The 23,686-nt window shown below is 38.8% G+C and carries 18 protein-coding genes and 1 tRNA gene; 13 read left to right on the top strand and 6 right to left on the bottom strand.

Annotated features, from left to right (window positions below):
* Positions 1 to 8: 8 nt before the first annotated feature.
* Both BVH04_RS19965 and BVH04_RS19960 read left to right on the top strand, forming a co-directional pair.
* A complete protein-coding gene (locus tag BVH04_RS19965) occupies positions 9 to 890 on the top strand; it encodes a DUF1206 domain-containing protein (protein WP_086543237.1) in 882 nt (293 codons plus the stop codon).
* 154 nt (positions 891 to 1,044) lie between these two features.
* Complete coding sequence (locus BVH04_RS19960; RefSeq protein WP_086543236.1) at positions 1,045 to 1,968, top strand: cation diffusion facilitator family transporter; 924 nt, start codon at positions 1,045 to 1,047, stop codon at positions 1,966 to 1,968.
* 799 nt (positions 1,969 to 2,767) lie between these two features.
* Here BVH04_RS19960 and BVH04_RS19955 read toward each other — a convergent pair.
* Positions 2,768 to 3,598: an alpha/beta fold hydrolase gene (locus tag BVH04_RS19955; protein ID WP_086543235.1), complete on the bottom strand. Its 831-nt coding sequence runs from the start codon at positions 3,596 to 3,598 to the stop codon at positions 2,768 to 2,770.
* 541 nt (positions 3,599 to 4,139) lie between these two features.
* Here BVH04_RS19955 and BVH04_RS19950 point away from each other — a divergent pair.
* The 4 genes from BVH04_RS19950 (at position 4,140) to BVH04_RS19935 (ending at position 9,754) form a co-directional block, all read left to right on the top strand.
* On the top strand, positions 4,140 to 4,685 hold the full coding sequence (locus BVH04_RS19950; RefSeq protein WP_086543234.1) for a DUF2867 domain-containing protein: 546 nt from the start codon (positions 4,140 to 4,142) through the stop codon (positions 4,683 to 4,685).
* A gap of 118 nt (positions 4,686 to 4,803) precedes the next feature.
* The gene (locus tag BVH04_RS19945) at positions 4,804 to 5,304 is read left to right on the top strand and encodes a GreA/GreB family elongation factor (protein WP_086543233.1); all 501 of its coding nucleotides are present in this window, start codon (positions 4,804 to 4,806) and stop codon (positions 5,302 to 5,304) included.
* A 187-nt stretch (positions 5,305 to 5,491) separates the two neighbouring features.
* Positions 5,492 to 6,637 carry an ATP-binding protein gene (locus tag BVH04_RS19940; RefSeq protein WP_086543248.1) on the top strand — a complete coding sequence of 382 codons (1,146 nt, stop codon included), beginning with the start codon at positions 5,492 to 5,494 and terminating at the stop codon, positions 6,635 to 6,637.
* Between the two features lie 483 nt (positions 6,638 to 7,120).
* Positions 7,121 to 9,754 (top strand): valine--tRNA ligase, encoded by a 2,634-nt coding sequence (locus tag BVH04_RS19935; protein ID WP_086543247.1) that lies wholly within the window; start codon positions 7,121 to 7,123, stop codon positions 9,752 to 9,754.
* 430 nt (positions 9,755 to 10,184) lie between these two features.
* Here the strand turns inward: BVH04_RS19935 and BVH04_RS19930 are convergent, their stop codons facing one another.
* Positions 10,185 to 12,722: a phosphoenolpyruvate carboxylase gene (locus BVH04_RS19930; RefSeq protein WP_086543232.1), complete on the bottom strand. Its 2,538-nt coding sequence runs from the start codon at positions 12,720 to 12,722 to the stop codon at positions 10,185 to 10,187.
* A 174-nt stretch (positions 12,723 to 12,896) separates the two neighbouring features.
* On the opposite strand from BVH04_RS19930, the gene BVH04_RS19925 reads away from it, so the two are divergent.
* A complete protein-coding gene (locus tag BVH04_RS19925; RefSeq protein WP_086543231.1) occupies positions 12,897 to 14,036 on the top strand; it encodes a lactonase family protein in 1,140 nt (379 codons plus the stop codon).
* On the opposite strand, the gene BVH04_RS19920 is transcribed toward BVH04_RS19925, so the two are convergent.
* Entirely contained in the window at positions 14,033 to 15,115 is a 1,083-nt protein-coding gene (locus tag BVH04_RS19920; protein WP_086543230.1) for an o-succinylbenzoate synthase, read from the bottom strand. The two genes, BVH04_RS19925 and BVH04_RS19920, sit on opposite strands and share 4 nt — an antisense overlap.
* 70 nt (positions 15,116 to 15,185) lie before the next feature.
* On the opposite strand from BVH04_RS19920, the gene BVH04_RS19915 reads away from it, so the two are divergent.
* A complete protein-coding gene (locus BVH04_RS19915; RefSeq protein ID WP_086543229.1) occupies positions 15,186 to 16,397 on the top strand; it encodes an S-adenosylmethionine:tRNA ribosyltransferase-isomerase in 1,212 nt (403 codons plus the stop codon).
* A 55-nt stretch (positions 16,398 to 16,452) separates the two neighbouring features.
* Here BVH04_RS19915 and BVH04_RS19910 read toward each other — a convergent pair whose 3' ends face one another.
* The gene (locus BVH04_RS19910; RefSeq protein WP_086543228.1) at positions 16,453 to 16,707 is read right to left on the bottom strand and encodes a hypothetical protein; all 255 of its coding nucleotides are present in this window, start codon (positions 16,705 to 16,707) and stop codon (positions 16,453 to 16,455) included.
* 303 nt (positions 16,708 to 17,010) lie between these two features.
* On the opposite strand from BVH04_RS19910, the gene BVH04_RS19905 reads away from it, so the two are divergent.
* The 4 genes from BVH04_RS19905 (at position 17,011) to BVH04_RS19890 (ending at position 20,192) form a co-directional block, all read left to right on the top strand.
* Positions 17,011 to 17,099: transfer RNA gene (locus BVH04_RS19905), tRNA-Ser, on the top strand.
* A 364-nt stretch (positions 17,100 to 17,463) separates the two neighbouring features.
* The gene (locus tag BVH04_RS19900; protein WP_086543227.1) at positions 17,464 to 18,678 is read left to right on the top strand and encodes a site-specific integrase; all 1,215 of its coding nucleotides are present in this window, start codon (positions 17,464 to 17,466) and stop codon (positions 18,676 to 18,678) included.
* Positions 18,679 to 18,785: 107 nt separating this feature from the next.
* Positions 18,786 to 19,757, top strand: coding sequence for a RhuM family protein (gene rhuM, locus BVH04_RS19895; protein WP_086543226.1), 972 nt, complete (start codon positions 18,786 to 18,788; stop codon positions 19,755 to 19,757).
* A gap of 243 nt (positions 19,758 to 20,000) precedes the next feature.
* On the top strand, positions 20,001 to 20,192 hold the full coding sequence (locus BVH04_RS19890) for a hypothetical protein (protein WP_086543225.1): 192 nt from the start codon (positions 20,001 to 20,003) through the stop codon (positions 20,190 to 20,192).
* 123 nt (positions 20,193 to 20,315) lie between these two features.
* Here BVH04_RS19890 and BVH04_RS19885 read toward each other — a convergent pair whose 3' ends face one another.
* Positions 20,316 to 21,419, bottom strand: a complete 1,104-nt coding sequence (locus BVH04_RS19885) for a T9SS type A sorting domain-containing protein (RefSeq protein WP_086543224.1) — start codon at positions 21,417 to 21,419, stop codon at positions 20,316 to 20,318.
* Positions 21,373 to 22,497: a hypothetical protein gene (locus BVH04_RS19880; RefSeq protein WP_086543223.1), complete on the bottom strand. Its 1,125-nt coding sequence runs from the start codon at positions 22,495 to 22,497 to the stop codon at positions 21,373 to 21,375. Before BVH04_RS19880 ends, BVH04_RS19885 begins: the two co-directional genes overlap by 47 nt.
* Before the next feature lie 54 nt (positions 22,498 to 22,551).
* Here BVH04_RS19880 and BVH04_RS19875 point away from each other — a divergent pair, with 54 nt between their 5' ends.
* Positions 22,552 to 23,349: a hypothetical protein gene (locus BVH04_RS19875; protein ID WP_086543222.1), complete on the top strand. Its 798-nt coding sequence runs from the start codon at positions 22,552 to 22,554 to the stop codon at positions 23,347 to 23,349.
* Positions 23,350 to 23,686: the final 337 nt, after the last annotated feature.

The following is a 23,686-nucleotide window of genomic DNA, read 5'->3' as shown; positions in this document are numbered from 1 at the left end:
TTTTAACCATGGCACTACTTATGTTAAATATTAGTGCTGTTACTAATTCCACAGAGAAATTCCCCATTTGGGGATATCAGCATATGGAGAACTCAAAGAAAGACAAAATAAAAAAGGTAAAGCAATTTGGCTTTTACAGTAAAGGTTTGGTGTATGCCTTGATGGGAATTCTATCCGCAATGGTTGCTTTTGGCTTGGGGGGAGATATTAAAGGAAAATCTGGAATTGTTCAATTCCTTCATGCTTTACCCGCGGGTGTGATCCTTACTACGATTGTCGCTTTAGGTTTATTGGCCTATAGCTTATGGCGATTTTACGAAGCCGCAGTTGACCCCAGCGGCGGTGAAGACGAAAAAAGGATTGGTGCCAGAATCCAATACGCCTACTCAGGATTACTTTATGCAGTGATTGCTTTTTCGTTTGCGAAACCACTGTTAAGTAATGGAGGTTCATCAGACGACGATGAGTCAAAAAAAGCAGCACTAAGCCAGTTGCTGGAAAAGGAATGGGGAATCTGGGTGATCTGGATAATTGGAATAGGGATGGCTTTGAGTGCCATATGGCAGTTCTATTTGGGAATCAGTGGCAAATTCATGAAGCAGATCGATGAAAATCCTGCCAGTAAAAATGAGTACAAAATGGTAAAACAAAGCGGAAGATTTGGGTATATAGCCAGAGGAGTGGTTTTTGGGATCATTTCTTTTTTTATAATCAGGGTTAGCCTGGCTCACAATGCCGATGCCCTCAAAGGTACAGAAGGTGCTTTACAATATTTATTGAGTTTGCCCTATGGTAGTTTCCTTATGGGAGCAGTGGCGTTAGGAATGCTGGGTTTTGGAATCTTTTGTTTCATGATCGCCCGCCATTCTGATATTAGCGATTTAGATTAGGCCAATCTTTCAAGTCTGAAAACAACCATCATGATTTCATCTTTAACTGCTGAAAATCTCGAAGGATCTCAGCAAGTAAGCATGGTAAATAAAGTGTCTTTCTATATAGTGAATAGTACATATTTCGATTACTTAAATTATTTCAATTTCAAAAATGGATACATCGGGAAGTAAATTACCCATATATGCTGCAATTGTAGCAAACTTTGCAATAGCCATTGCCAAATTTGTGGCAGCAAGTATTAGCGGAAGTTCGGCTATGATCTCGGAGGGAATTCACTCCTTAGTAGATACTGGAAACGGGGGTTTACTTTTATTTGGAATCCATAAGAGTAAAAAACCTGCTGATGATAATCACCCATTTGGACATGGAAAAGAGCTTTATTTCTGGTCATTGATTGTTGCCATACTTATTTTTTCAATTGGTGGCGGAATGTCTTTATACAAAGGTATTTCTCACATATCTGATCCTGCTCCTCTGACCGACCCATTCTGGAGTTACGTTGTGTTAGGATTAGCTTTTTTATTTGAAGGAGCAGCGCTGTTTTTTGCATTAAAAAATTTCAAAAAGCAAAAAGGGGACAATAGTTGGTGGAGGGCCATTAAATTAAGTAAGGATCCCGGGAGCTTTGCCGTGATTTTGGAAGATGCAGGTGCACTGTTAGGATTGCTGGTAGCTTTTGCAGGCTTATTTCTTGGACACTATTTCAACGATGCCCGGTATGATGCATACGCTTCAATACTCATCGGGCTTTTACTTGCAGTAATAGCGGTGATATTGGCAATAGAAAGTAAAGGATTACTTATAGGAGAAGGTGCGAATCCCAAAATGTCTGATAGTATTCTGAAAATTGTGCTGGAGGATGAGTCGGTAGATAAAGCTAAAAAACCGTTAACCATGTATTTTGGTCCGCGCGATGTTTTTTTGGCTATTGATATTCGGTTTGAGAAAAACCAATCTTCGCTCGATATCGAGAAAGCTGTATGCAGGCTTGAAAAAGATATTCGACTAAAACATCCCATTGTAAAAAGAATTTTTCTCGAGACGAGTAGTTTTACAGAGAATAAAACAGTGTAATATTTCTGTTTAGCTGATGCACTTTATTATAGGTGAGTGTAGTCAAATCGCTGTTTGGACTTGGTGGGGATATACCAGCTTTGCTCCAGACAATTATAAGTAGCCTTCAGGCTAAGAATTTATTTAAGGTTTACAACTTGCTATAATTGCCTTTTTTGGTCTCTGCTTTACACATTTTTCGAGCAATTATAACTAGTTCATGGAGCTATGTATCGAGTTTTTGACGGTAAGGTATAGCTTTTCATATTCCAGAAGATAGTCTCATAACTACTTTGGAGAATTTCCACACGCAGAGTTTCACTGGTTTTCCTTCCTTGTTATTTCAAGGAATCAGCATCAAACGATTGATAAAAAAAAAATTGAATTTATATAAGAATCTGTTGATAAATTACTGATTTTTAGAATTTTGAATTTCCTTGGTATGCTTAAATTAAATAAACAAAATCAGGAAACACAACCGTTTGTTGAATAGCCTGTTTTTTAGTTAAAACATTCTTATATTATTATGGAATGAACACTAGGTATTCCAAGGGGATGCTTTACCATTTTTTATATTTAGCTTGGCCCAAAAAAAATTTAGTTAGCCTGACAGCTTTGGTACAGTAATCGGGAGTAATAACATCTTCTTGTAAAATGAATTTGCAATTCGAATCTCATGCCTATTAGTAATTCCAGCATCTGGAAAAGCAGGACATCTCCGCCGTCTGCGAAAACCCCGTGTCATCCCTTGTAACGAAAAAAAAGCCGGGAATCTTCTACAGAGACCCGGCTTTCATATTTATGCAACAACTTACGCTACTTACTTTTTCAGAAAATCCAGCAAAAGCTTATTTAATTCTTTTCCATGCGTGAGATTTAGCGCATGCGGAGCACCTTTGATCAGATGATAGGTGTTATCGGCAATTCCGCTTGCCGCCTGTTCTCCAGCAGTTTTATAAGGCACAATATTGTCATCATCTCCATGAACGATCAATGTAGGAACCGTGACATTTTTCAGCTCCGGTCTGAAATCCGTCCCAGCCCAAGCCTCCGCTGACTTAATCGTAGCGTTAGGAGATGCATGAGAAGCGACGGAGAAATCAAAGTCCAAGTTTGCTTCAGTTACACCCGCTGCACCCTCCTTGAAATTGTAGAAATTCTTATGAAAATCTTTCAAGAACCCTACTCTATCTGTTTTCAAAGCTCCTAAAATCTCATCCAATGCCTTTTGAGGCACGCCGTCTGGATTGTCATCTTTCTGAGCTACGATCGGGATAATCGATGATATCAACGCAGCTTTTGAAATACGATCAGTTCCAAATTCAGTCATATACCTGACCACTTCTCCCCCGCCCATGCTGAAGCCTACTAAAGTCACATCCTTGAGATCAAGATGAAGAATCAATTCATTCAAGTCACCTGCCAAAGTGGTGTAATCGTAATCTCCCCATGGCTGAGAGGATTTGCCGAAGCCACGTCTATCGTAAGCAATCACACGGAATCCCTCTTCAACTAATGTAAAAATCTGACCTTCCCAACTCTGATGGCTCAATGGCCAGCCATGAATCAAAATGACAGGTTTCCCTTTTCCATAATCCTGATAGAAAATCTCTACAGATTCTTTTCCTTTACTGTTCTTCAAAAATGGCATAGTAGTTAATTTTAGGTTAGTGGTTTATAAAATAGGCAGAATCTAAAGTGACATGCCTAGTAGTATTAGACTGAGGGTAGCATCTTTTTGTTGCCCGTTTGGAAGCTTAATACTGATTTCTTAAATGGTTGAAAGCCTTTCACGCTTGATTAAAATGAGCAAATAGGGCATTGGAAGAGAAATAGCACAGCAAAGCATACCATTCTTGAATAGTATCATACTTTCACAATCTCACTTTTTTGCTGGATCTAATGAGTATGATTTTTAGGAAAGGGATTATTTCTTAGCGACCTCGCATTTGAGAAGTTGTTGGGTTCTAACTTTAGTTCTATAAATAATCAACTTAAACTCTTAATTTCATGAACATTTGCCAGCCTAGATATTATTTAGGTCAAAAAAAACAAACTATCCCATGAGCGGAAGATTTTTCAAAACAAGAAAATCAGGAAGAAACCCACTCTTCGGCCAGATAGATGGGGTAGTTGGTTACACACGATGCCATTACAAAATATCAGTAATCAAAATCAATTGACAGGCAGATATGACAATAAACAAATCACACTTACCAAGCACATCAATTCTAAATGCAGATGGAAAAGTCTATGATTTCATTGACAGTTTTCAGGGAGAATTTGTGGACAAAGATCAAACAATTGGACTGACTGAAATTGGAAGATCGTTTTTTACAAGTGGCCCAAAGTGGGTAGAAAGTCTTTTTACCATTAGAAATAAAATCGTTAAGCTTTTTGGCCTAAAAACTCCTGACAAAATCATTGACAGACAAAAACAACTTGACAATTTCAAATGTGAGCCAGGAGAACAACTGGGACTTTTTAGGGTTTTTAATAAAACGAATAATGAAATAGTAATTGGAGAAGATGACAAACACTTGAATTTCAGAGTGTCTTTGTTTGTTGACCAAAAGGTAAATAATATCCACAAAAAATCATTAATCATCTCAACCACAGTAAGTTTTAACAATAGGTTTGGAAAACTTTATTTTTTACCCGTAAGACCTTTCCACAAACTAATTGTTCCTGAAATGTTGAAAGGAATGATTAAAGAACTGGAACAACCGAGAAAATAAATACCTGGAATCACTGACGAGGGTTTTTCGTCATGCCGATACGCAGCCCTCTTCAAGCTCATGAAACTTTATTACCCTTCTAGACCTTATTTAGGTTGGAATATAAACTAACCATACCATGAGTAGAGGATTTGTAAAAGAAGATGATCAGGAAGAGACTCCTCTTATACCACCAAGAGCAGAGGTACCAAATGGCGTGACCAATTACATTACGAAAAACGGAATGGATGAATTACTTGCCGAAAAACAAGAGTTGATCGATGAGAAGGGTGCTATAGAAGCTGCGACTGAACAGGAAAAACGCATCGCTACGAATTTCATCAATGCAAAAATACATTTGCTGGAGGAGCGGATCGCTACTGCCAAAATAGTAGACCTAAGCGAACAGCCGACTGATGAAGTCCGCTTTGGAGCAACCGTAACCCTCAAAATCGGAAACAGTTCAAATTTTCAAACTTATCAGATTGTCGGCGTGGATGAAGCAGATATCGCAAAAAACAAAATCTCGTTTATCTCTCCGATTGCCAAGATATTGATCGGTAAAAAAATTGGCGAGAAGGCAATCTTGAAGTTAGCTAAAGAGGACAGAATTTTTGAAGTGATGGAGATCAGGTATTGATATTTTTACCACGGTGTACACGGAGGTTTTAGTAGAAATGCAGAGGGCAGGCTTATGATTTTGAGATAATAAATCCTGAAAAGCTGAGACCCGAAGTCTTTTAGTCTCAACAAACTCGCTTTCCAATAATAGTTTAGATACAAAATTTATTATGTATTTTTGGAATCATATTCCTAATTTACATAAAATGGATTATTTTGATCGAAATATAAATGACAAAGCTTTGTCTCTTCTGAGCAAATTCCCCTTGCTAGCGATTACTGGTCCTCGTCAATCAGGAAAAACAACTTTTGCAAGAAGACTGAAACCTGACTATACCTATGTAAATCTAGAATTGCCTGAAACGCGAAACTTTGCCAAAGCAGACCCTTTGGCCTTTCTCAGATCATATCAAAATGGGGTCATTCTAGATGAAGTACAATGGGTGCCCGAACTATTCTCCTATCTCCAAGTATTGACTGATGATAGAAATATCTCTGGCGAATATATTTTAACGGGTTCCCAAAACTTCCTTTTGTCAAATCAAATCACTCAATCCTTGGCAGGTCGGGTAGCTATGCTAAACTTGCTGCCACTTTCGATGCATGAGCTGTCTCCACATGTGAATATTTCTTCGTGGGAAGAACTGGTCGTAAACGGTGGATATCCCAGGAAATATCAGTTTGATATATCACCAAACGACTACTATCCAAACTACATCCAGACCTACATCGAACGTGATGTAAGACAAATTTTGAATGTGATGGATTTGGGAAATTTTCAAAAATTTCTTCAATTGTTAGCTGGCCGTGTTGGGCAAATTTTCAATCAAAGCAACTTTTCTAACGAATTGGGAATCGATCAGAAAACGGTAAATGCTTGGCTTTCTGTTTTAGAAACTTCCTTTATCGCTTTCAGGCTGCCTTCATACTACCGCAACTTTAACAAGCGAATTCTAAAATCCTCTAAGGTTTATTTCTACGATACTGGCGTGCTGAGCAGTTTATTGGGCATCAAAAAGACGGAAGACATGAATGTACATTTTGCACGCGGCCCCTTGTTCGAAAATATGGTCATTCTAGAGCTCATGAAGAAGGAACTCAATGAAGGAAATAAACCGACACTGTATTATTGGAGGGAGAGTAATCAAAATGAAGTAGATCTCCTACAAGAAAAGGATGGGAAATTGACCGCAATAGAGATCAAATCTTCGGAAACCTATCATTCAGATTTCCTAAAAGGCTTGAAATACTTCCGGAAAATCGCTCCAGAAAGCGCTACCAAACTGATCTATGCAGGAAGTCTAAACCAAGAACGAGACGGGATACAGATCAGTAATTATCGGAATTTGTGAAATAAAAACCCTTCGACTTCGCTCAGGGTGACACGAGCTTGTCAGGTCGAGCGAAGTCGATACCCTTACCACCAATTTTTTATGAATTCTATTCAAGTTCATCTTCTGGAGAGGGAGATAAAAATCACTCATCAATCGTTCCTATTAGAATGAGAAAACAATATTGAATTCTATTGAGCTAAAAACCAGTTGTACCGATGGGACAATCTTATGGAGTGTAAATATTCTTCATATTTACTGCGACAAAATTAAGTGCACTGATCTACGAGAAAACTCCAGTGCCTTTGTGCCTCTTACGTGAACTTTGCGGTTAAAAACCTAGCTGCGTTCTCAGCGACTCTTATGCGGTTAAACCCTTCGACTTCGCTCCGTGTGACCTATGCTTTTTCGCTTAAAATATTGATGAACTGTAATTCATCTCCCAATCATGCCTCCACAATTGGCTTTTTCCCTATTTTTGCCCCTCTAAATACTAATCCGATTATGTCTATTGCCAGCAAATACGATCCTGCAGCTACCGAAGCCAAGTGGTATGCCTACTGGATGGAGCACAAGCTTTTTTCATCGAAAGTAGATCCAACCAAGGAGCCTTACGTGATCACTATGCCTCCACCAAACGTCACGGGCGTCTTGCACATGGGGCATATGCTGAACAATACCATTCAGGACGTATTAATCCGTCGTGCTAGAATGCAGGGCAAAAATGCGCTTTGGGTTCCTGGAACCGATCATGCTTCGATCGCTACGGAGACCAAAGTGGTGAACCTGCTGAAAGAGCAAGGGATAGACAAGAAGTCCCTAACCCGTGAGAAATTCCTGGAGCATGCTTGGGAATGGAAAGAAAAATACGGTGGAATTATCCTGGAGCAACTGAAGAAGCTTGGCGCTTCCTGTGATTGGGATCGTACTGCTTTCACCATGGATGAAGGATTGAGTGATGCGGTCGTTTCTGTTTTTGTGGATTTGCACCAAAAAGGAAAAATCTACCGTGGCATCCGCATGGTCAACTGGGATCCTAAAGGAAAGACGGCCCTTTCTGACGATGAGGTAATCACCAAGGAAATTGCTTCCAAACTCTACTATATCAAGTATCAGATCGAAGGAACGGAAGACGAATTCCTTACCATCGCGACAACTCGTCCTGAGACAATCATGGCCGATGTGGCGATCTGCGTCAATCCAAATGATCCTCGATTCACTCATTTGAAGGGCAGAAAAGCTATCGTTCCTCTGATCAACAAAGCCATCCCGATCATTGCCGATGAGTATGTAGATATGGAATTCGGTACGGGTTGTCTGAAAGTGACTCCTGCTCATGATATCAACGATTACGAACTGGGACTTAAGCATAAGCTTGAAGTGATCGACATCTTGAATGATGATGGAACGCTCAATAAAAAAGCTCAGATTCTAGTGGGAGAAGATCGTTTTGTGGCTAGAAAAATGATTGCCAAAAAACTGAAGGAGGTAGATCAATTAGAGAAAATCGAAGATTATAAATCCAACGTAGGTCATTCGGAAAGAACAGATGCGGTAATCGAGCCAAGGCTTTCTTTGCAATGGTTTATGAAAATGGATGAGATCACCAAGCCGGCACTAAGCGCGGTGATGGAAGATGTGATCCAGTTGTATCCACCGAAGTTCAAGAACATGTACCGCTCTTGGATGGAAAATGTGCGTGACTGGTGTATCTCCCGTCAGCTTTGGTGGGGACATAGAATCCCGGCTTACCACCTTCCAAACGGAGAATTTGTAGTAGCCAAAACTGCTGAAGAAGCCTTGAAGATCGCCAATGAGCAATTTGACGCCAAGTATACTTTAGCTGATTTAAAACAGGACGAGGATGTCTTGGATACTTGGTTCAGTGCCTGGCTTTGGCCTATTTCGGTTTTTGATCCGGAGGTTTTCACCACAGGCAAACCGAATGAAGAACTGAAATACTACTACCCTACCAATGACTTGGTGACTGCACCGGAGATTCTATTCTTCTGGGTGGCGCGTATGATCATTGCTGGTTATGAATACATGGGTGAAAAGCCATTCAAGAACGTGTACCTGACAGGAATTGTCCGTGATAAATTGGGAAGAAAAATGTCCAAATCTCTGGGCAACTCTCCTGATCCCTTGGTTCTCATTGCTCAAAACGGAGCTGATGGCGTACGCACAGGAATGCTTTTCTCCTCTCCTGCGGGGAATGATTTGCCTTACGATGACAAACTTGTAGAGCAAGGAAGAAACTTTGCGAACAAAATCTGGAATGCTTTCCGTCTGGTAAAAGGCTGGGAAATCGATCCTACCCTAGATGGTTCGGCCAATGCCTCAAGTATAGAATGGTTTGAAAATCGATTCAACCAAGCTTTGGTAGAAATCAATGAGCACTACGAGAAATTCAGAATTTCTGACGCTTTGATGACTACTTACAAGTTGGTTTGGGGCGACTTCTGCTCTTGGTACCTGGAGATGATCAAGCCAGAATATCAGCATCCAATCGATCAGGCAACATATGACAAGACGATTGCGCTTTTCGAAGATATCCTGAAGATTTTGCATCCCTTCATGCCGTTTATTTCTGAGGAACTTTGGCACCAGATCAAAGAAAGATCAGTGGAAGAGTCCTTGATCTTGGCTTCTTGGCCTGAGGCAAAAGCTTTTGACACAAGAATCATCGAGGAAGCCAATCAGGTATTTGAGGTGGTTTCTCAGGTGAGAAACCTTCGTGCATCTAAAGGTATGTCGCCAAAAGATGCATTGGATCTGACCATCAATACAAAAAACGAAGATCTTTATCGTCGATTTGAAGCTGTACTGAATAAACTGGCAAATCTATCTTCGTTGAACTTTGGTAAAAAAGTGGAGAATGCGATCAGCTTTGTAGTGAAGTCTGATGAGTGCTTTATCCCAATGGGAGCTGCTATCAATATTGAAGAGGAAAAAGAAAACATCCAAAGGGAGATTGACTATACGAAAGGCTTCCTGAATTCGGTGATGAAAAAGCTCAGCAATGAGAGATTTGTTGCTGGAGCACCTCCTCAAGTGATAGAAATGGAACGCAAAAAACAAGCTGACTCTGAAGGCAAGATTAAGGCTTTGGAGGAGAGTCTGGCGAAGCTGGGGTAGGCCCTATTATGATTTGGCCGAAATGATGTCAGTAGCCTTATGTCCATTTCTCAACTCGACCGAAGACCGATGACCGAAGACCGAAGACCGAAGCAACGAACCTTTAGAACTCAAGTTGAATTACAATATCTTTGATTCAATGACGTCATAAAGAACAAAAATCAAGGAAATACTAATTCGTTCTTCGCGCTTACTTTGTGCTCTTCGCGGCTAAAAAAATCAAACATAACCAATTCAATTTGGGCTTCGACTTTGCTCTTCGCCTGTTATTTTCTATTCCAGTATCTGGAGAAGCAGGACATCGTAAAGGTAGGATCACTTTCGGTGACCTCCGCGAAAAGCTCGGCATTCTTTGTGGTAAAAATAGGAACGAAAAAAGCCCGTCTGAATCAAAATCAGTCGGGCTTCTTCATTTAGCAGTTATTAATATTTACGCAGCGTTTCTTGCTGCATTTATAATCCCAAACATACTTCTCAAGATCAACCTTTGAAGCACTTCTGTGGTCTTACCTGTTTCGAGGATTTGCTGAATGGCATATTGCTGCACCGTGATCAGAGGCAATACGATCCGCTCACGAATTTCGATTGACTTTTTAATCACCTTATTATCTCCCATCAATTCATCCATTGAAGACACTTCTTTTAGCTTTTCTATAGACCTGAGATATTCCTCGTACATGATTTCCCAGAACTCACCATAGTTCTCATCCTGTTTCAAATAAGCGGTGGCTGGATAAAAGCACTTTGTAAGCGACTGCATAGAATTTCCAAGAAGTGCTCTGAAGAAAAGACTGTTGTTATAAAGGGCTTTCAATTCACCCAATTTCCCTTTCTTTTCTAATACCTCAATCGCAGCTCCTACTCCGTAGAAACCTGGAATATTTTGCTTCATCTGCGCCCATGAGCCTACAAAAGGAATAGCACGAAGATCTTCAAATTTCAGACCTTCGTCACCCTTGCCTCTTTTCAATGGCCTGGAACCGATATTGGTCATTCCAAAATACTTCAGCGGCGTCACATGCTCCAAATAAGGAACAAACTTCGGGTGACTTTTGAATTTTTTATAGGACTCATATGCTTCACCTGCTAGCTCATTGATCAATGCTCGCTGTTCGGTATTTAGATTCTTGTCGGCACCAACGTAAAGATGGTTTTCCAAACCTGCACTTAGAAGTTGTTCGAAGTTGTATGTACAGGAAGCCTGCTTACCGTAGTTAGCTGAAATCGTCTGTCCCTGGATCGTAACCTGGATCTCAGAATTTTCTACCTTCTCACCAAGAGATGCGTAGAAATTATGCATGTTTCCTCCTCCACGTGCAGGAGGCCCACCTCTACCGTCAAAGAAGACGACTTCAATACCATTCTCTCTGGAGACTCTGGTCATCTCTTCTTTAGCACGCAGGATAGACCAGTTTGCCTGAAGGTATCCACCATCCTTGGTTCCGTCAGAGAAGCCAAGCATGATCGTCTGCTTATTCCCTCTGAATGACAAATGCTTTTTGTACTCAGGAAGATTGTAAAGGCTAGTCATGATCTGTGGAGCCTCTGCCAGATCATCGATAGTCTCAAAAAGAGGCACAATATCCAAAGGTAGATTTTCCTTATCTACACCAAGAGTCAGCTGTGCTAATTTGAAGACTTCAAGGAAATGCTTTCTCGACTGGCAATTTGAAATGATGTAGCGATTTAGAACTTCCTCACCACCCTCCTTTTGGATTGAATCTATTACACCAAATGACTGCAACATCTCCTGATTAAATGGATCTTGGAAAGAAGCTACTTCTGGAAGAGAAGTAATACTCATGATTTGATCGATTTGCTCATCCTCCGAACCTTGAAGTTCCTTACCCTGAAGCTGGAAAATCTCCTCCATCAGCGTATCGTGCTTACGACTATCCTGACGCATATCCATGCATGCGAAATGGAAACCAAATATTTTCACTTTCAGAATAAACTGATCCAAAACATCTAAGAAAAGCCCCTCATGATATTTGATCAAACCTTCTCTGGCAGAAAGCAAATCAGCAAGCAATTGTTCTTTGGTCTTATAAACTGGGTCATTTTCAAATAAAGTAGAGTAAAGACCACGCTCAATGTTAATAAGGATTTCCTCTACATGCTTGAAAGTCAACCTTCTTCGCACCTTACGAACATCTTTATAGTAACATTTCAAAATCCACTTTTTCAGACGCTGCGCTACTTGCTTAGTAGTCGTATGTGTGACAAATGGATTACCGTCTCGGTCTCCACCTGGCCAAAAACCAACTTTTAACAAGCCTGGATTTTCCCAATCATGAAGTGGAATGTTAAGAGATCCCAGCAAGCGGATCATGATATCTGAGATACTTTCATAGAAAATATTCTCCAGAAACCAGATCAAGCTCACCGCTTCATCGTAAGGAGTTGGTTTCTCGCGTTTGGTGAAACCTGTTTTCCCTAACTGCTGCAGCAATGAATTAATTCTACCAATATCATCCGTACGAATTGCATTCTCCAGATCGGTGATGATCGCCAGAACGTTGCCAGGATAAAACTGAGTCGGGTGAGCTGTAAGCGTGAGGCGTACAGAGAAAGTCTTCAACTTTTCGATTAATTCTGCTCGCTTGTTATCATTGTCAGTACGGTCAATCAAGGCTTTGATCGTCCCTTTACCTTTCAGATCATGGATTTTCTCATAAGCAGCATCCTCAATCGAGTCAAACAGAACGACTTGTCGCTCTACATATTGAATCATCTGGAAAAGCAAATCTGAACGCCGAGCTTCTGTAGAGTCAGGCATCAATTCATCGAAAAACCCTGCAATAATTTCCTTCGGTGTTAATCCCTTTTGGAAACCATTTTGACATGCTGTCCCTAAAATCGGAAGCAAAGTTCCGGTACGGTAGATGTCATTGAAGGGAAGATCTAAAAATAAACTGTTGTAAATCGTGAAGCGCTTGGCTACTTGGGTATCATAGGTTTCATACATTATTCGTCTTCCGTTTTAATGGTTAAGCAAATTAGTAAAAATTCTAAAAACTGAAATAACTATTGACTATTCATTAATAAATAATCTCATTCTCTTCCTTTTTATTAACCAAATGTGTGATTTTTCGATAAAAACACAAATTCAACATTCAGGATATTTCGATATCTTTCTGTCATGAAACAATCACTTTTACTGGCTGGACTTCTGGCTATCTCTTTTGCTTGCACCAAAGAAAAAACTACCAAAATGACCACAACACCTATCACCTACTCTTTTTTGGTAGGCACTTATACAGACAATGAAAGTCAGGGACTCAATCAATTGGATTTCACTCCTTCAGAAAACAAATTAGAAGTTCGGACAATTTTCCCCGGTATACAAAATCCTTCCTTTGTAGTGGCCAATTCAGAAGGTGATAAGGTCTTTACTTTAGAAGAAATAGACACAGTTCCAGGCGGAAATGTGGTGAGCCTGGGTCGTTCTTTGAAAGATCAAACGCTTTCCAAATTAAGTGAATTGCCAAGCTTCGGGGATCACCCCTGCTATCTTGCTCTCTCACCCAATGAGGAGTTTTTGACTGTTGCCAATTACAGTGGCGGGAGTTTTAGTGCCTATAAAGTTGGAGAGAACGCAGGGTTAACTCACCTTCAGACTATTCAACATGAAGGAAGCAGCATCAATCAATCCCGACAAAGCTCGCCGCACGTTCACAGCACCGTGTTCAGTCCAGATGGAAAATTCTTGCTTGTATCAGACCTGGGCACAGATCAGGTTTATGTTTATGATTTTGACCAGAATGCTTCCGAGCCTTTGACATTAAACAATACTTATAAAGTGACTCCTGGAGATGGACCAAGACATTTGGTTTTTTCAAATGATGGATCTGAAGTATTTGTGGTGGAAGAAATGACGGCTGTATTATCGGTATTTGATTTTAAGGACGGAGAGCTCACTCCTAAGCAGCGGATTTCCTTAATTGCAGATAATTATGAAGGTAAAGTCGGAGCTGCTGAAGTTCGACTTTCTCCTGACGGAACAAATATCTACGTTTCCAATCGAGGTGACGCAAATAGCCTTTCGGTTTTCGCAAAGAAAGATGACGGAAATTACTTGCTGATCCAGCAGACAACTTCTGGAGGCTCAATTCCACGTAATTTCAACCTCACCGCTGACGGCAAGTATCTGCTCTCTGCCAATCAAGCAAGCAATGATATTGTGGTTTTTGAACGGGACGTAGAAACAGGCAAACTAACCCAGACTTCCTGGAAAGTTGAAATAAACAAACCTGTTTATCTATTCAGACTTGGTGACTAAGATGGCAGCTCCCAGTTGATGCGCGGATTGTAATGAATCTCACCAAGTTCTATTTCCAAAGGAGACTCTAAATTATTCTGGTACAACTTGCCTGTGCCCAAACCTTGCGGAATAGTGGCATTTAAGCTATCAGCAAGCTGCGCAATGGCATTTAGTCCAATATTGCTTTCTAAGGCTGAGGTCATCCACCAGCCTATCTTTCGAGCCTCAGCCAGCTCAATCCACTCTTTGGTTTCTAAGATGCCGCCCAGCAAAGTCGGTTTGAGAATAATATGTTGAGGCTGAATTTCATCAAGAAGTTCCGCCTTATTTTTCACACCAATCAATTCCTCATCGAGGGCGATGGGCAGAGGAGTCGCAGCGCAAAGCTCCTTCATCGATCCCCAATTACCCGCGGCAATTGGCTGCTCTATGCTGTGCAGATCATACTTGGCCAATTGCTGAAGTTTGCTGGGTGCATCTTCCCTAGAAAAAGCTCCGTTTGCATCTACGCGAAGTGTAATTTGATCTTTGGAAAAGCGAGTTCTGATATAATCGAGAAGATCCAATTCCTGCTGAAAGTCAATCGCCCCGATTTTCATTTTGATACAGTCAAATCCTTGGGCTAGCTTTTCCCTGATTTGCTCCAGCATAAATTCCTTTTCCCCCATCCAGATCAAACCGTTGATCGATATAGCCTTTTTCCCAGCGTGAAAATCGTTTCCAAGAATCTTTTTCTTTCCACCATTCTTTAGATCAAGAATAGCAGTTTCTAAGGCAAATCGAATACTTGGAAAATCGAAAGGGATAAGGATTTCCAGCTGTTTAAAAATGCTCACTTCATCATCTTTCCAGCTTACTTCAGTCAACTCTTTCAATGTTTTCCGCAGAATTTCTTCAAAATCTTCTCTATCATCCAAGCTCAATTTGACCAGAGGCGCAGCTTCACCCCAACCTACTATTTCAGGACAATCTGAGTGAAAAGCTTTAATCCAGAACACCTCCTTTGTCTTTAAAACTCCTCTGGAAGTACCTGCATCAAACTTAAAAATCAAGATTCTCTTTAAATAGTCAAAGGTGATTTTGGAGGAGTTTGACATGGATTATGAAAGGTTTTGGAAGGTACTTGAAATGAGTTAGGCTATATTTGCGGTCAGAATCACACCCATTATGAAGATCTCAGCAATTGATTTAACAGCTTACGAATATACATTACCCGAGGAAAAAATCGCGAAATTCCCTTTGGCAAAGCGAGATGCTTCTAAACTTTTGCATTACAAAGATGGGGAGATTTCGCATTTGAACTTTAGCAACATTCCTGATTTACTTCCCGCTGATACGTTGCTTGTGTACAATGACACCAAAGTCATTCCTGCAAGATTGATTTTTCAAAGGGAAACCGGTGCACGCATAGAGATTTTCTTACTGCAGCCTGTTTTGCCTACTACAGTGATTCCTGAGATTATGCTAGCCAAGCATCCCGTAGTTTGGGAAACCATGATCGGAAATGCCAAGAAGTGGAAAGATGGAGAGATCCTGAAAGGGCTAATTCCTTTCAACGACGGTACGATCACGCTTCAAGCCAGATTAATTGACCGAGCGACTCGTCAGGTGGAATTCTCATGGGACAATGCTGAAGTTGCATTTGTGGATGTGGTGGAAGCAAGAGGCGAGGTGCCGCTTCCTCCCTATTTGAACCGCAAGCCTGTCGAGGAAGACAAATCACGATATCAGACAGTTTACTCAGAGAAAGAAGGTGCTGTAGCTGCTCCTACAGCTGGTTTGCATTTCACTCCAGAGATTTTTGAGCAGTTAAGATTAAAAGGGATCATGGAAGCTCAGGTTACATTGCATGTGAGCGCGGGTACTTTCCAGCCTATCAAGGCAAGTCAAGTCACTGAACACCCCATGCACAGCGAACAAATCCACATAAGCCGAAAAACAATAGAGCTAATCATATCACATTTGGGCAAAGTAGTTACTGTGGGAACAACCTCTGTGCGCACTTTGGAAAGCTTGTATTGGTACGGAGTAAAATTGCTGGAGGGAAAAGGCGAGGATTTGAAAATTGAAAAGCTATTTCCCTACGAAAACAGGAGAAGCTTGCCTGCTGCTAAAGAATCCTATGCGGCAATACTTACTTATATGAATGAAAAAAGTCTTGAAACCATCATGGGTACTACGGAGATTTTTATTTTCCCAGGATATGAATTCAAGATTGTCAAAGGTCTAATCACCAATTTCCACCAGCCGGGCTCCTCATTAATTCTTCTGATTGCTACTATCCTTGGCGAAGATTGGAAGCGCGTTTATGATGAAGCCTTGGCAAATGAGTATAGATTCTTGAGTTACGGAGACAGCAGCTTACTCTGGCTTAAGTAATCTGGCTTCAAAAAAAAATCAAAACTGTGGAAAAGAAATAATACATTCCTCTGTTTTAGGCCATTTTAAGGCTGAATTCGGAGAACTCAGAATAGTCAATCTCCTTCACCATTAAGATCATGGCATTTGCAAATTCCTGCTTGCATGCCCAAACCTCGAAAGTATAAAAAAGGTTATCAGTTTTCTTGATTTCTAAAGACCCGAAAAATCGATAGAGTTCCTGTTGGGAATTAGATCGGATAGAAACGCATCCATTGTTAAAGTCACATTTCTCAATCAAGAATTTCGCAGAAGCTGTTTGGATTATCATAGTAGTCGGCTTTAATAAGAATCAAAATTAGCATCAACATATCGAATATTTATACCCTATACAGGGTATTTTTCATATTCTGAGAAGCTAAGTGTCAAAGTATTTTATTTGATTTTCAGACTATTAGGCAAAAAGATCCAATCATTGAATTCCTAACTGCTAATGATTTGTTTAAATCTGATCATTTGACTTATATTTGCATCGATTTACAAGATGGATAAGGCGGAGAAATCAGCCAAAATTCCATAAAATCATCGAAAGGATGATTTAGTAAAGCGAAAACTAAGCCACATATCAATATCTAGAGAGTTGGGTGAGCGGCTTAAACCAGCAGTTTGCTAAACTGTCGTACGCGTCAAAGCGTACCGGGGGTTCGAATCCCCCACTCTCTACTAGTAAAGCATTGAAAATCAGTTATTTACGAACCAAAAAGGTTCGAATACCAACTGATTTCAAAGCTAAAATTAGTCTTAATCACTTGATTAACAGTGTTTTAATCAACAAAAAGGATAAGATTTAATTAATGAGACAAAAGCCTGTAAAGAAATTCTTTACAGGCTTTTTTTGTGGTCTAAACCCCTATAATTTTCATAAATGCCTGTAATTCCAGTGCGTCATTCGTGTAGTTCACCAACTCTACAAAAAAAGACGCACTGATAATGTTATAGATAATTGATTTTCAACATGTTCAATAAGTGAGCATCTTGTGATTTAGAACTTGTATTCCGAATTTTGTTCAACCTAACTAATCTTATCATGTTAGAAAAAAGCTTCGGATTGCTCTTCTTTTTGAAACAATCGAAAAAAAACACTAAAGAAGACAGGTATGTATACCTGAGAATCACAGTTGACGGAACACCCAAAGAATTGTCAACCAAAAGATTATGGTCACCTGCACGCTGGAATACCACGATAGGTCGTGCGAATGGAAATAAAGAAGAAGACAGAAACCTGAATGCATATCTGGATTCTATTTACCATAAAGTACTCCAGGCAAAAAAACAGCTTATTGATTCAGATAAAGAAGTAACAGCAGAAGCATTGAAAAATATGCTACTTGGTATCGGTGAAAAGAAAAAAATGATTCTGGAAATTTTTCAAGATCATAATCTCCAAGTAGAAGCACTTTTAGATAAAGAATTCGCTTTCGGAACACTGCAGCGATATAGGACTTCATTGGATCACACTCGAAGTTTTATCCAGTGGAAGTACAATAAAGACGATATGGATATCCAGTCTTTGGATTATGAATTTATATCTGCCTATTCATTTTGGCTGCGGTCAATTCAAAACTGTAGTCATAACACCACAGTTAAATACCTCGCCAATTTTAAGAAAATCGTTTTGATCTGTATTAAAAATGGATGGCTCCAACGAAATCCATTCATTCAGTTTAAAATGGTCAAGAAAGAAATAAACCGCGTTTTTTTGACTTGGCATGAAATTCAAACAATATCAAACAAACGATTTGTAACAGATCGGCTAAATCACGTTAGGGATATATTTCTCTTCAGCTGCTATACAGGATTAGCATATATTGATGTGAAAAATCTTAATCGGAAGCAAATCTCAACGGGAATTGATAATGAGCAATGGATTTTCACTCATCGACAAAAAACTAACTCTCCTACCAGAATCCCCTTATTGCCGAAGGCACTTGAACTGATAGAAAAATACCGATCACATCCACTATGTCAAGATGGAACTCATGTTTTACCGGTATTGAGCAATCAAAAAATGAATTCTTATTTAAAAGAAATCGCTGATGTCTGTGAAATCAACAAGTCGCTAACATTCCATATTGCTAGGCACACTTTTGCAACAACGATCACTTTGGCAAATGGTGTTCCTATTGAGACTGTGTCAAAAATGCTTGGACACAAATCGCTGAAACAAACGCAGCATTATGCTAAAATTCTAGATACAAAAATAAGTTTTGACATGAAGGCATTGAGGGATAAACTCTCTTAACTGCCAAGATTTCATAAGTGGATCTAAATAAATATTCCAAAAAATTGATTCTGCCATCTTATAAGAAGTCGGAAACTCATTAATGAATTTTAAATTGAACGTTACTAATGGAAAATCAAATCGAAATATATCAGGGCAATGATGGCCAAACTCAAATTGAAGTAAAGTTTGAGAATGAAACTACCTGGTTAACAAACAGCCAATTAGTAGAGCTATTTAAATCCAGTAAAGCAAACATTAGCGAACATATCAAAAACATCTTCGAATCTGAGGAACTAGATAAAGTCTCAACTGTTCGGGATTTCCGAACAGTTCAAATGGAAGGTAAAAGAGCAGTTGAAAGAGATAGAGTACATTATAACCTGGATGTAATAATCGCTGTCGGTTACCGGGTTAATTCCAAAAGAGGCACTCAATTCCGTCAATGGGCAACCCAGCGACTTAAAGATTTCCTGATCCAAGGCTACGCTATCAATGAGAAGAGACTATCGCAGAAGCAGCAAGAAGTCCAAACTCTGAAAGATGGAATTCGGATTTTAAGTCGTGCAATTGAGCAAAAAGCACAGGATCAAAACTTGGATTGGCTGAACCAATTTGCAAAGGGTTTAGAATTATTGGACGATTATGATCATGAGAACCTTGATAAAAAAGGTTTAAATAAGAGACAAGCCAACTTTCCAGAACTAAGTGATTATAAAATGGTGATTTTAGCAATGAGATCAGATTTTGAATCCAGTGTATTTGGGAGGGAAAAAGATGGAAGCTTTGAAAGTGCTATTTCACAAATCACTAAAGGCTTTGGAGATGAAGATTTCTATCCTACCCTAGAAGAAAAAGCCGCAACACTTCTATACTTAATTGTGAAGAATCACGGATTCGTTGATGGCAACAAAAGGATAGCAGCAGCTTGCTTTCTTCTCTTTTTGCAGTCAAATGAGCTATTGCATAATGAGGAAGGTGTTTCGATAATCAGCAATGATGCATTGGCCAGCTTAACCTTGTTCATTGCTTCCAGCAAGCCGGAAGAAATGGAAACTGTGAAGAAACTAGTGATCAGTGTATTGAATCGGAATTATTAATTTCTAAAAATCATAGTATTATTGTGGGGTGGATTCAGTCTACCCCTTTTTTTTGGTAAGAAAACACATTCCTTCTATGCATTACCCTGTCCATCATAAAAAATAAGGATTTAGAAGTTTCATAAAAGGGTGGATTCTTATTTTTTGAGACTTTGATTTATAAGATGAGTTTTTGGAACAGAATGGAAGCCCTTAGAAAGAGATATTACCCAGCGAGAAGCTGTCTCATAAAACGGTCGTTTTTTGAGACAGCTTCTCTATTATAAAGAAAGACAAAGAGGCTATCAGATTGAAAACGTAGGAACTTTAAAAAAAATTAACAAGGGAAAAGGCAAGAAAATGACTTCTAATGGGACAAAAGATAATCCAGATATATTCCACGGTCCAAAAGAAGAGAAAACCGTGAGAGCCTCTAGAAAAGGTTTTGGGAGGTAATTGTCGCCCCAATAGAGGCTGTCCTCCTTTATGATGACAGCCTCTAAAAATTTGATTCTTGTTATGACCTGAAATTAGAAAATAGTTCATTTTTTAATGAACTATGGTCATCGAAATTAATCTTTATCTATCAACTAATATCTTTTCTGCGACTACTCCTTCTTTGAAAATGAGGTGTATAACATACAACCCTTTCGGAAGATCCCTAACTTCTATTCTTCTAGGAGAGCCAATAATTTTTTGATCTGATGATTTAAGTAATCTTCCATTTAGATCAAATATATTATACCCTAATATTTCAAAGTTTTCATCTATATCTAAGTTATTGTTTTTTGGAATAATTGATATGGACTCACTAGCTGGGTTAGGAGTAATATTTATTTCCCTACAAGTAGGACAGTTATTAACTGTAACATATAGAGAAGAGGATTGCCCTTGACCACAAGAATTAACAGGGGTAACCGTAACATTTCCACTTGAAGGGCCTACTGTAACAGTAATAGAGTTACCCAATCCAGATCCTCCTCCTGTCCAACCACTTGGTAATTGCCAATTATAACTTGATGCTCCAGGAACAGATGGAACAGAATAAGAAATTATACTATTTGTATAAGTATATGTACCACCAGATATTGCACCAGCAGTGAGAGGTTTTCCAACTCTAAACGTCTTATCGTAAGTTTTAGAAGTACATAAACCCGAAATTGTAAATCTAATTTTAACTTCTCCAGAAACAGATGAATTAAGAACAGAAACTAACGCATTTTTGCCTGTTCCAGAGGAAGGGGAGGATAATAAAGAAGAACCCTGTATAATTGACCAATTTACTGACAAATCAATTGGCGCATTATTTAGGGTAAATGTAGAAGATGAGCAAACTTGTGAAGTACCCAAAACACTAGGAAAAACCTTGGAAGCTGTAGTGCCTGAATATGTATTTATCGCAACTAACCCTTCATTATTTGGATCAAGATATTGGCATAACATAGCCCATGACCTACTCAGTCGAACTGAATAAATATCAGCACTGCCATAATTAGAGCAATTTGGAGCAAAGGAGCCACTTCTCAAGGAACCAATTACTCTCTTTGAAGAATTTAACGTTGGACTACCAGAACTTACAGTTTCAGGAAAACCATTTGTAGGAACATATTTCCAAACTCCATAGCTGGTTCCTGGTTCAATTACAGGAGTTGCAATCCCTCCAGTGAAATATTTTTTTAACATCTCCAAGCGGATGGTGAATTACATTAATTGAAGAAACAGTCTCGTCTATAATACTCCATCCTAAATAAGAAACAGGATTACTTGAAAATATTGGACTGGTGCCAGGATTAGCACTAAGTTCCATTAGCCTTAGATCATTTCCTGCATCTAAAGATAAACCAGTTGCTCCATTAATAAAATAAGCCTTATTTCCATTCGTAGTGGGTGAACATTGCGGACTTTGGTAATGAAAAATGAATTTCAAATCTGGAACCATATATCCACCAATACCATGAATCATTGCTAGGAATAGAGCCCGCTTATTTTGAGCACCATTGTTAACTAAGTACCCAGTCCCTTGATGAGAAATATTTTGGAAAGGGTCTAACGGATCAGTATATGTGATTAATGCAACCGCACGAGATTCTACAGTTAATCCTGAGTTACAAAGTATGTTTAAATGACAAGAAGCTGAACATCCAAATCCAGTACAATTAATTCCTTCAGTTCTAGAACTTTGAAATTTTGAAACTTCAAAATAATCGAAGATAATATGCCCTATCCTTGAAATAGTAACCTTACTTTTCTCAGAGGAATCAGCATTTTCGGAAAACAAAATTCTGATTTTATCTCCCGGAATAAATCCTGGGTCAAAATTTTCTTTTTTTGAAATATTTTCTTTAGTTATTGGGCCAAGAATATATGATTCTTCATCATTTATAATGAGTATCTCCGCTCCTCCCGATAATTCAATTTTCGAAAATGTAACACTCAAAGTATTTGAATTAGGAGAATGCACTTCTATTTCCTTATAAATCTTCCCGTTTGAGGGGATCCCAGGAATTGTATCAAAATTAACATTAAAGACAAGGTTTTTACCAATGTTAACAGATTGCTCGATATCTGAAACTTTTTGAATCCCTTCATAGAGTTCATCAAGGGCTTCATCTTTGTTAGGGAATTCAGGAGTATAAGTGATTTTCCCGCTAAAGTATCTTTGAGGAATTCTAGATTCCTCTACTTTTTCGACTTTAACCTGGGAGGATGCCGAAAATATTGTTATCAAAACAATAAATACAGAAAGTAAAGTTTTTCTCATAAAATTTGCGTTTAAAAGTAAGTTCTTCTAATTTAGAATAAAATTTCCAAAACCATGAGAAACTGTAGTTTAATTTTAGTTATAGCCATTATTTTTTGGGGTTGTGAGATCGCTCAAGAAAATGAATCATTGCCTAATGATTTGGAGCTTGAACTTGAAAAATTGCTTAGTAAACCTAATGATGAACCAGTAGGTGAGCTATTCCTAGTTAGAACTTATGGGGGCGATTTTGATAAAATACATTCGACTAGAGAAATAGTGTATCCATCTGGAGGTGATTTATCAATTCACATTATTAAAGATCAAAATGAGGACACTGTAGGAATTGGGTTGAATCATTTTAAAAATGGAATAATTCAAATTTCCCATTACTTCGACTTCTCTAATCAACAACCGATTTGGCAATCAACGCAGCAATATATTTATGATTCAAAGGGGCTTTTGACAGAACATTTTATAGAAACTACAAGCCAATCTCGTAAGTTATTAGCAAATTATGTTTATGATTCTCTTAATAGACTGGAAAGGATTGAATACCCCAACGAAAACGATACCGAATTACAAGTGTACACATACGATGAAAATAATCGAATAAGAAGCGAATGGAAATCAGCATTGGGTCAAGACGACGCTAAAATAGATTTTTTGATTTATGAATATACAGGAGACAAATTAACGGCAAAAAAATCAGGAGAAAGAGGTAGCTTAGAAGGAGATTTTCAAGATGCAATTCGATATTACTATGATCAATCAGGAAAGCTTTCGATACAAGATGAATTCGATCCGTATTTTGGATTTCAGCAAGTGAATCGATCTGAATTTTATTATTACAAAGATGGGGATGGTCAATAGAACTTAGAAAAGTAACTAACTCGTTTTATTTTAGCATCGATTGAATCAGAAAAACTTACATAGTTACTTGAATATCATCAATTCACTATAGTAGATGTTAAATATGTTGTTGATATGAGTCGACACGTTTTTTGTACAGCGCAAATCTTGTTTTTTATTTTGCTGTAAGTTTATAAAAAATTGAGCACGTTCTTTTGAAACACGATTTGGACTAAAATCACAAATGCCTATTCTTTAAATATTTCTTTTGAAGAATAGGCATTTCGTGATAATATGAAGTTCCTAAAATATAGATTTACAGTGGTCAGCAGATAAATGCATATATTTAAGTACTCAA

Origin of the sequence: Algoriphagus antarcticus (assembly GCF_002150685.1) — a bacterium.
Classification (GTDB): Bacteria; Bacteroidota; Bacteroidia; order Cytophagales; family Cyclobacteriaceae; genus Algoriphagus; species Algoriphagus antarcticus.
The sequence above is the reverse complement of the archived record's forward strand: the minus strand, read 5'-3'. Positions and strand labels throughout refer to the sequence as shown.

Coding starts and splice junctions, on each gene's coding strand:
- BVH04_RS19880 (WP_086543223.1), bottom strand. CDS start 22,497: ATGAGAAAAACTTTACTTTCTGTATTTATTGTTTTGATAACAATATTT.
- BVH04_RS19935 (WP_086543247.1), top strand. CDS start 7,121: ATGTCTATTGCCAGCAAATACGATCCTGCAGCTACCGAAGCCAAGTGG.
- BVH04_RS19955 (WP_086543235.1), bottom strand. CDS start 3,598: ATGCCATTTTTGAAGAACAGTAAAGGAAAAGAATCTGTAGAGATTTTC.
- BVH04_RS19900 (WP_086543227.1), top strand. CDS start 17,464: ATGTTAGAAAAAAGCTTCGGATTGCTCTTCTTTTTGAAACAATCGAAA.
- BVH04_RS19920 (WP_086543230.1), bottom strand. CDS start 15,115: ATGTCAAACTCCTCCAAAATCACCTTTGACTATTTAAAGAGAATCTTG.
- BVH04_RS19945 (WP_086543233.1), top strand. CDS start 4,804: ATGAGTAGAGGATTTGTAAAAGAAGATGATCAGGAAGAGACTCCTCTT.
- BVH04_RS19940 (WP_086543248.1), top strand. CDS start 5,492: ATGGATTATTTTGATCGAAATATAAATGACAAAGCTTTGTCTCTTCTG.
- rhuM (WP_086543226.1), top strand. CDS start 18,786: ATGGAAAATCAAATCGAAATATATCAGGGCAATGATGGCCAAACTCAA.
- BVH04_RS19965 (WP_086543237.1), top strand. CDS start 9: ATGGCACTACTTATGTTAAATATTAGTGCTGTTACTAATTCCACAGAG.
- BVH04_RS19875 (WP_086543222.1), top strand. CDS start 22,552: ATGAGAAACTGTAGTTTAATTTTAGTTATAGCCATTATTTTTTGGGGT.
- BVH04_RS19925 (WP_086543231.1), top strand. CDS start 12,897: ATGAAACAATCACTTTTACTGGCTGGACTTCTGGCTATCTCTTTTGCT.
- BVH04_RS19910 (WP_086543228.1), bottom strand. CDS start 16,707: ATGATAATCCAAACAGCTTCTGCGAAATTCTTGATTGAGAAATGTGAC.
- BVH04_RS19960 (WP_086543236.1), top strand. CDS start 1,045: ATGGATACATCGGGAAGTAAATTACCCATATATGCTGCAATTGTAGCA.
- BVH04_RS19930 (WP_086543232.1), bottom strand. CDS start 12,722: ATGTATGAAACCTATGATACCCAAGTAGCCAAGCGCTTCACGATTTAC.
- BVH04_RS19885 (WP_086543224.1), bottom strand. CDS start 21,419: ATGTTAAAAAAATATTTCACTGGAGGGATTGCAACTCCTGTAATTGAA.
- BVH04_RS19915 (WP_086543229.1), top strand. CDS start 15,186: ATGAAGATCTCAGCAATTGATTTAACAGCTTACGAATATACATTACCC.
- BVH04_RS19950 (WP_086543234.1), top strand. CDS start 4,140: ATGACAATAAACAAATCACACTTACCAAGCACATCAATTCTAAATGCA.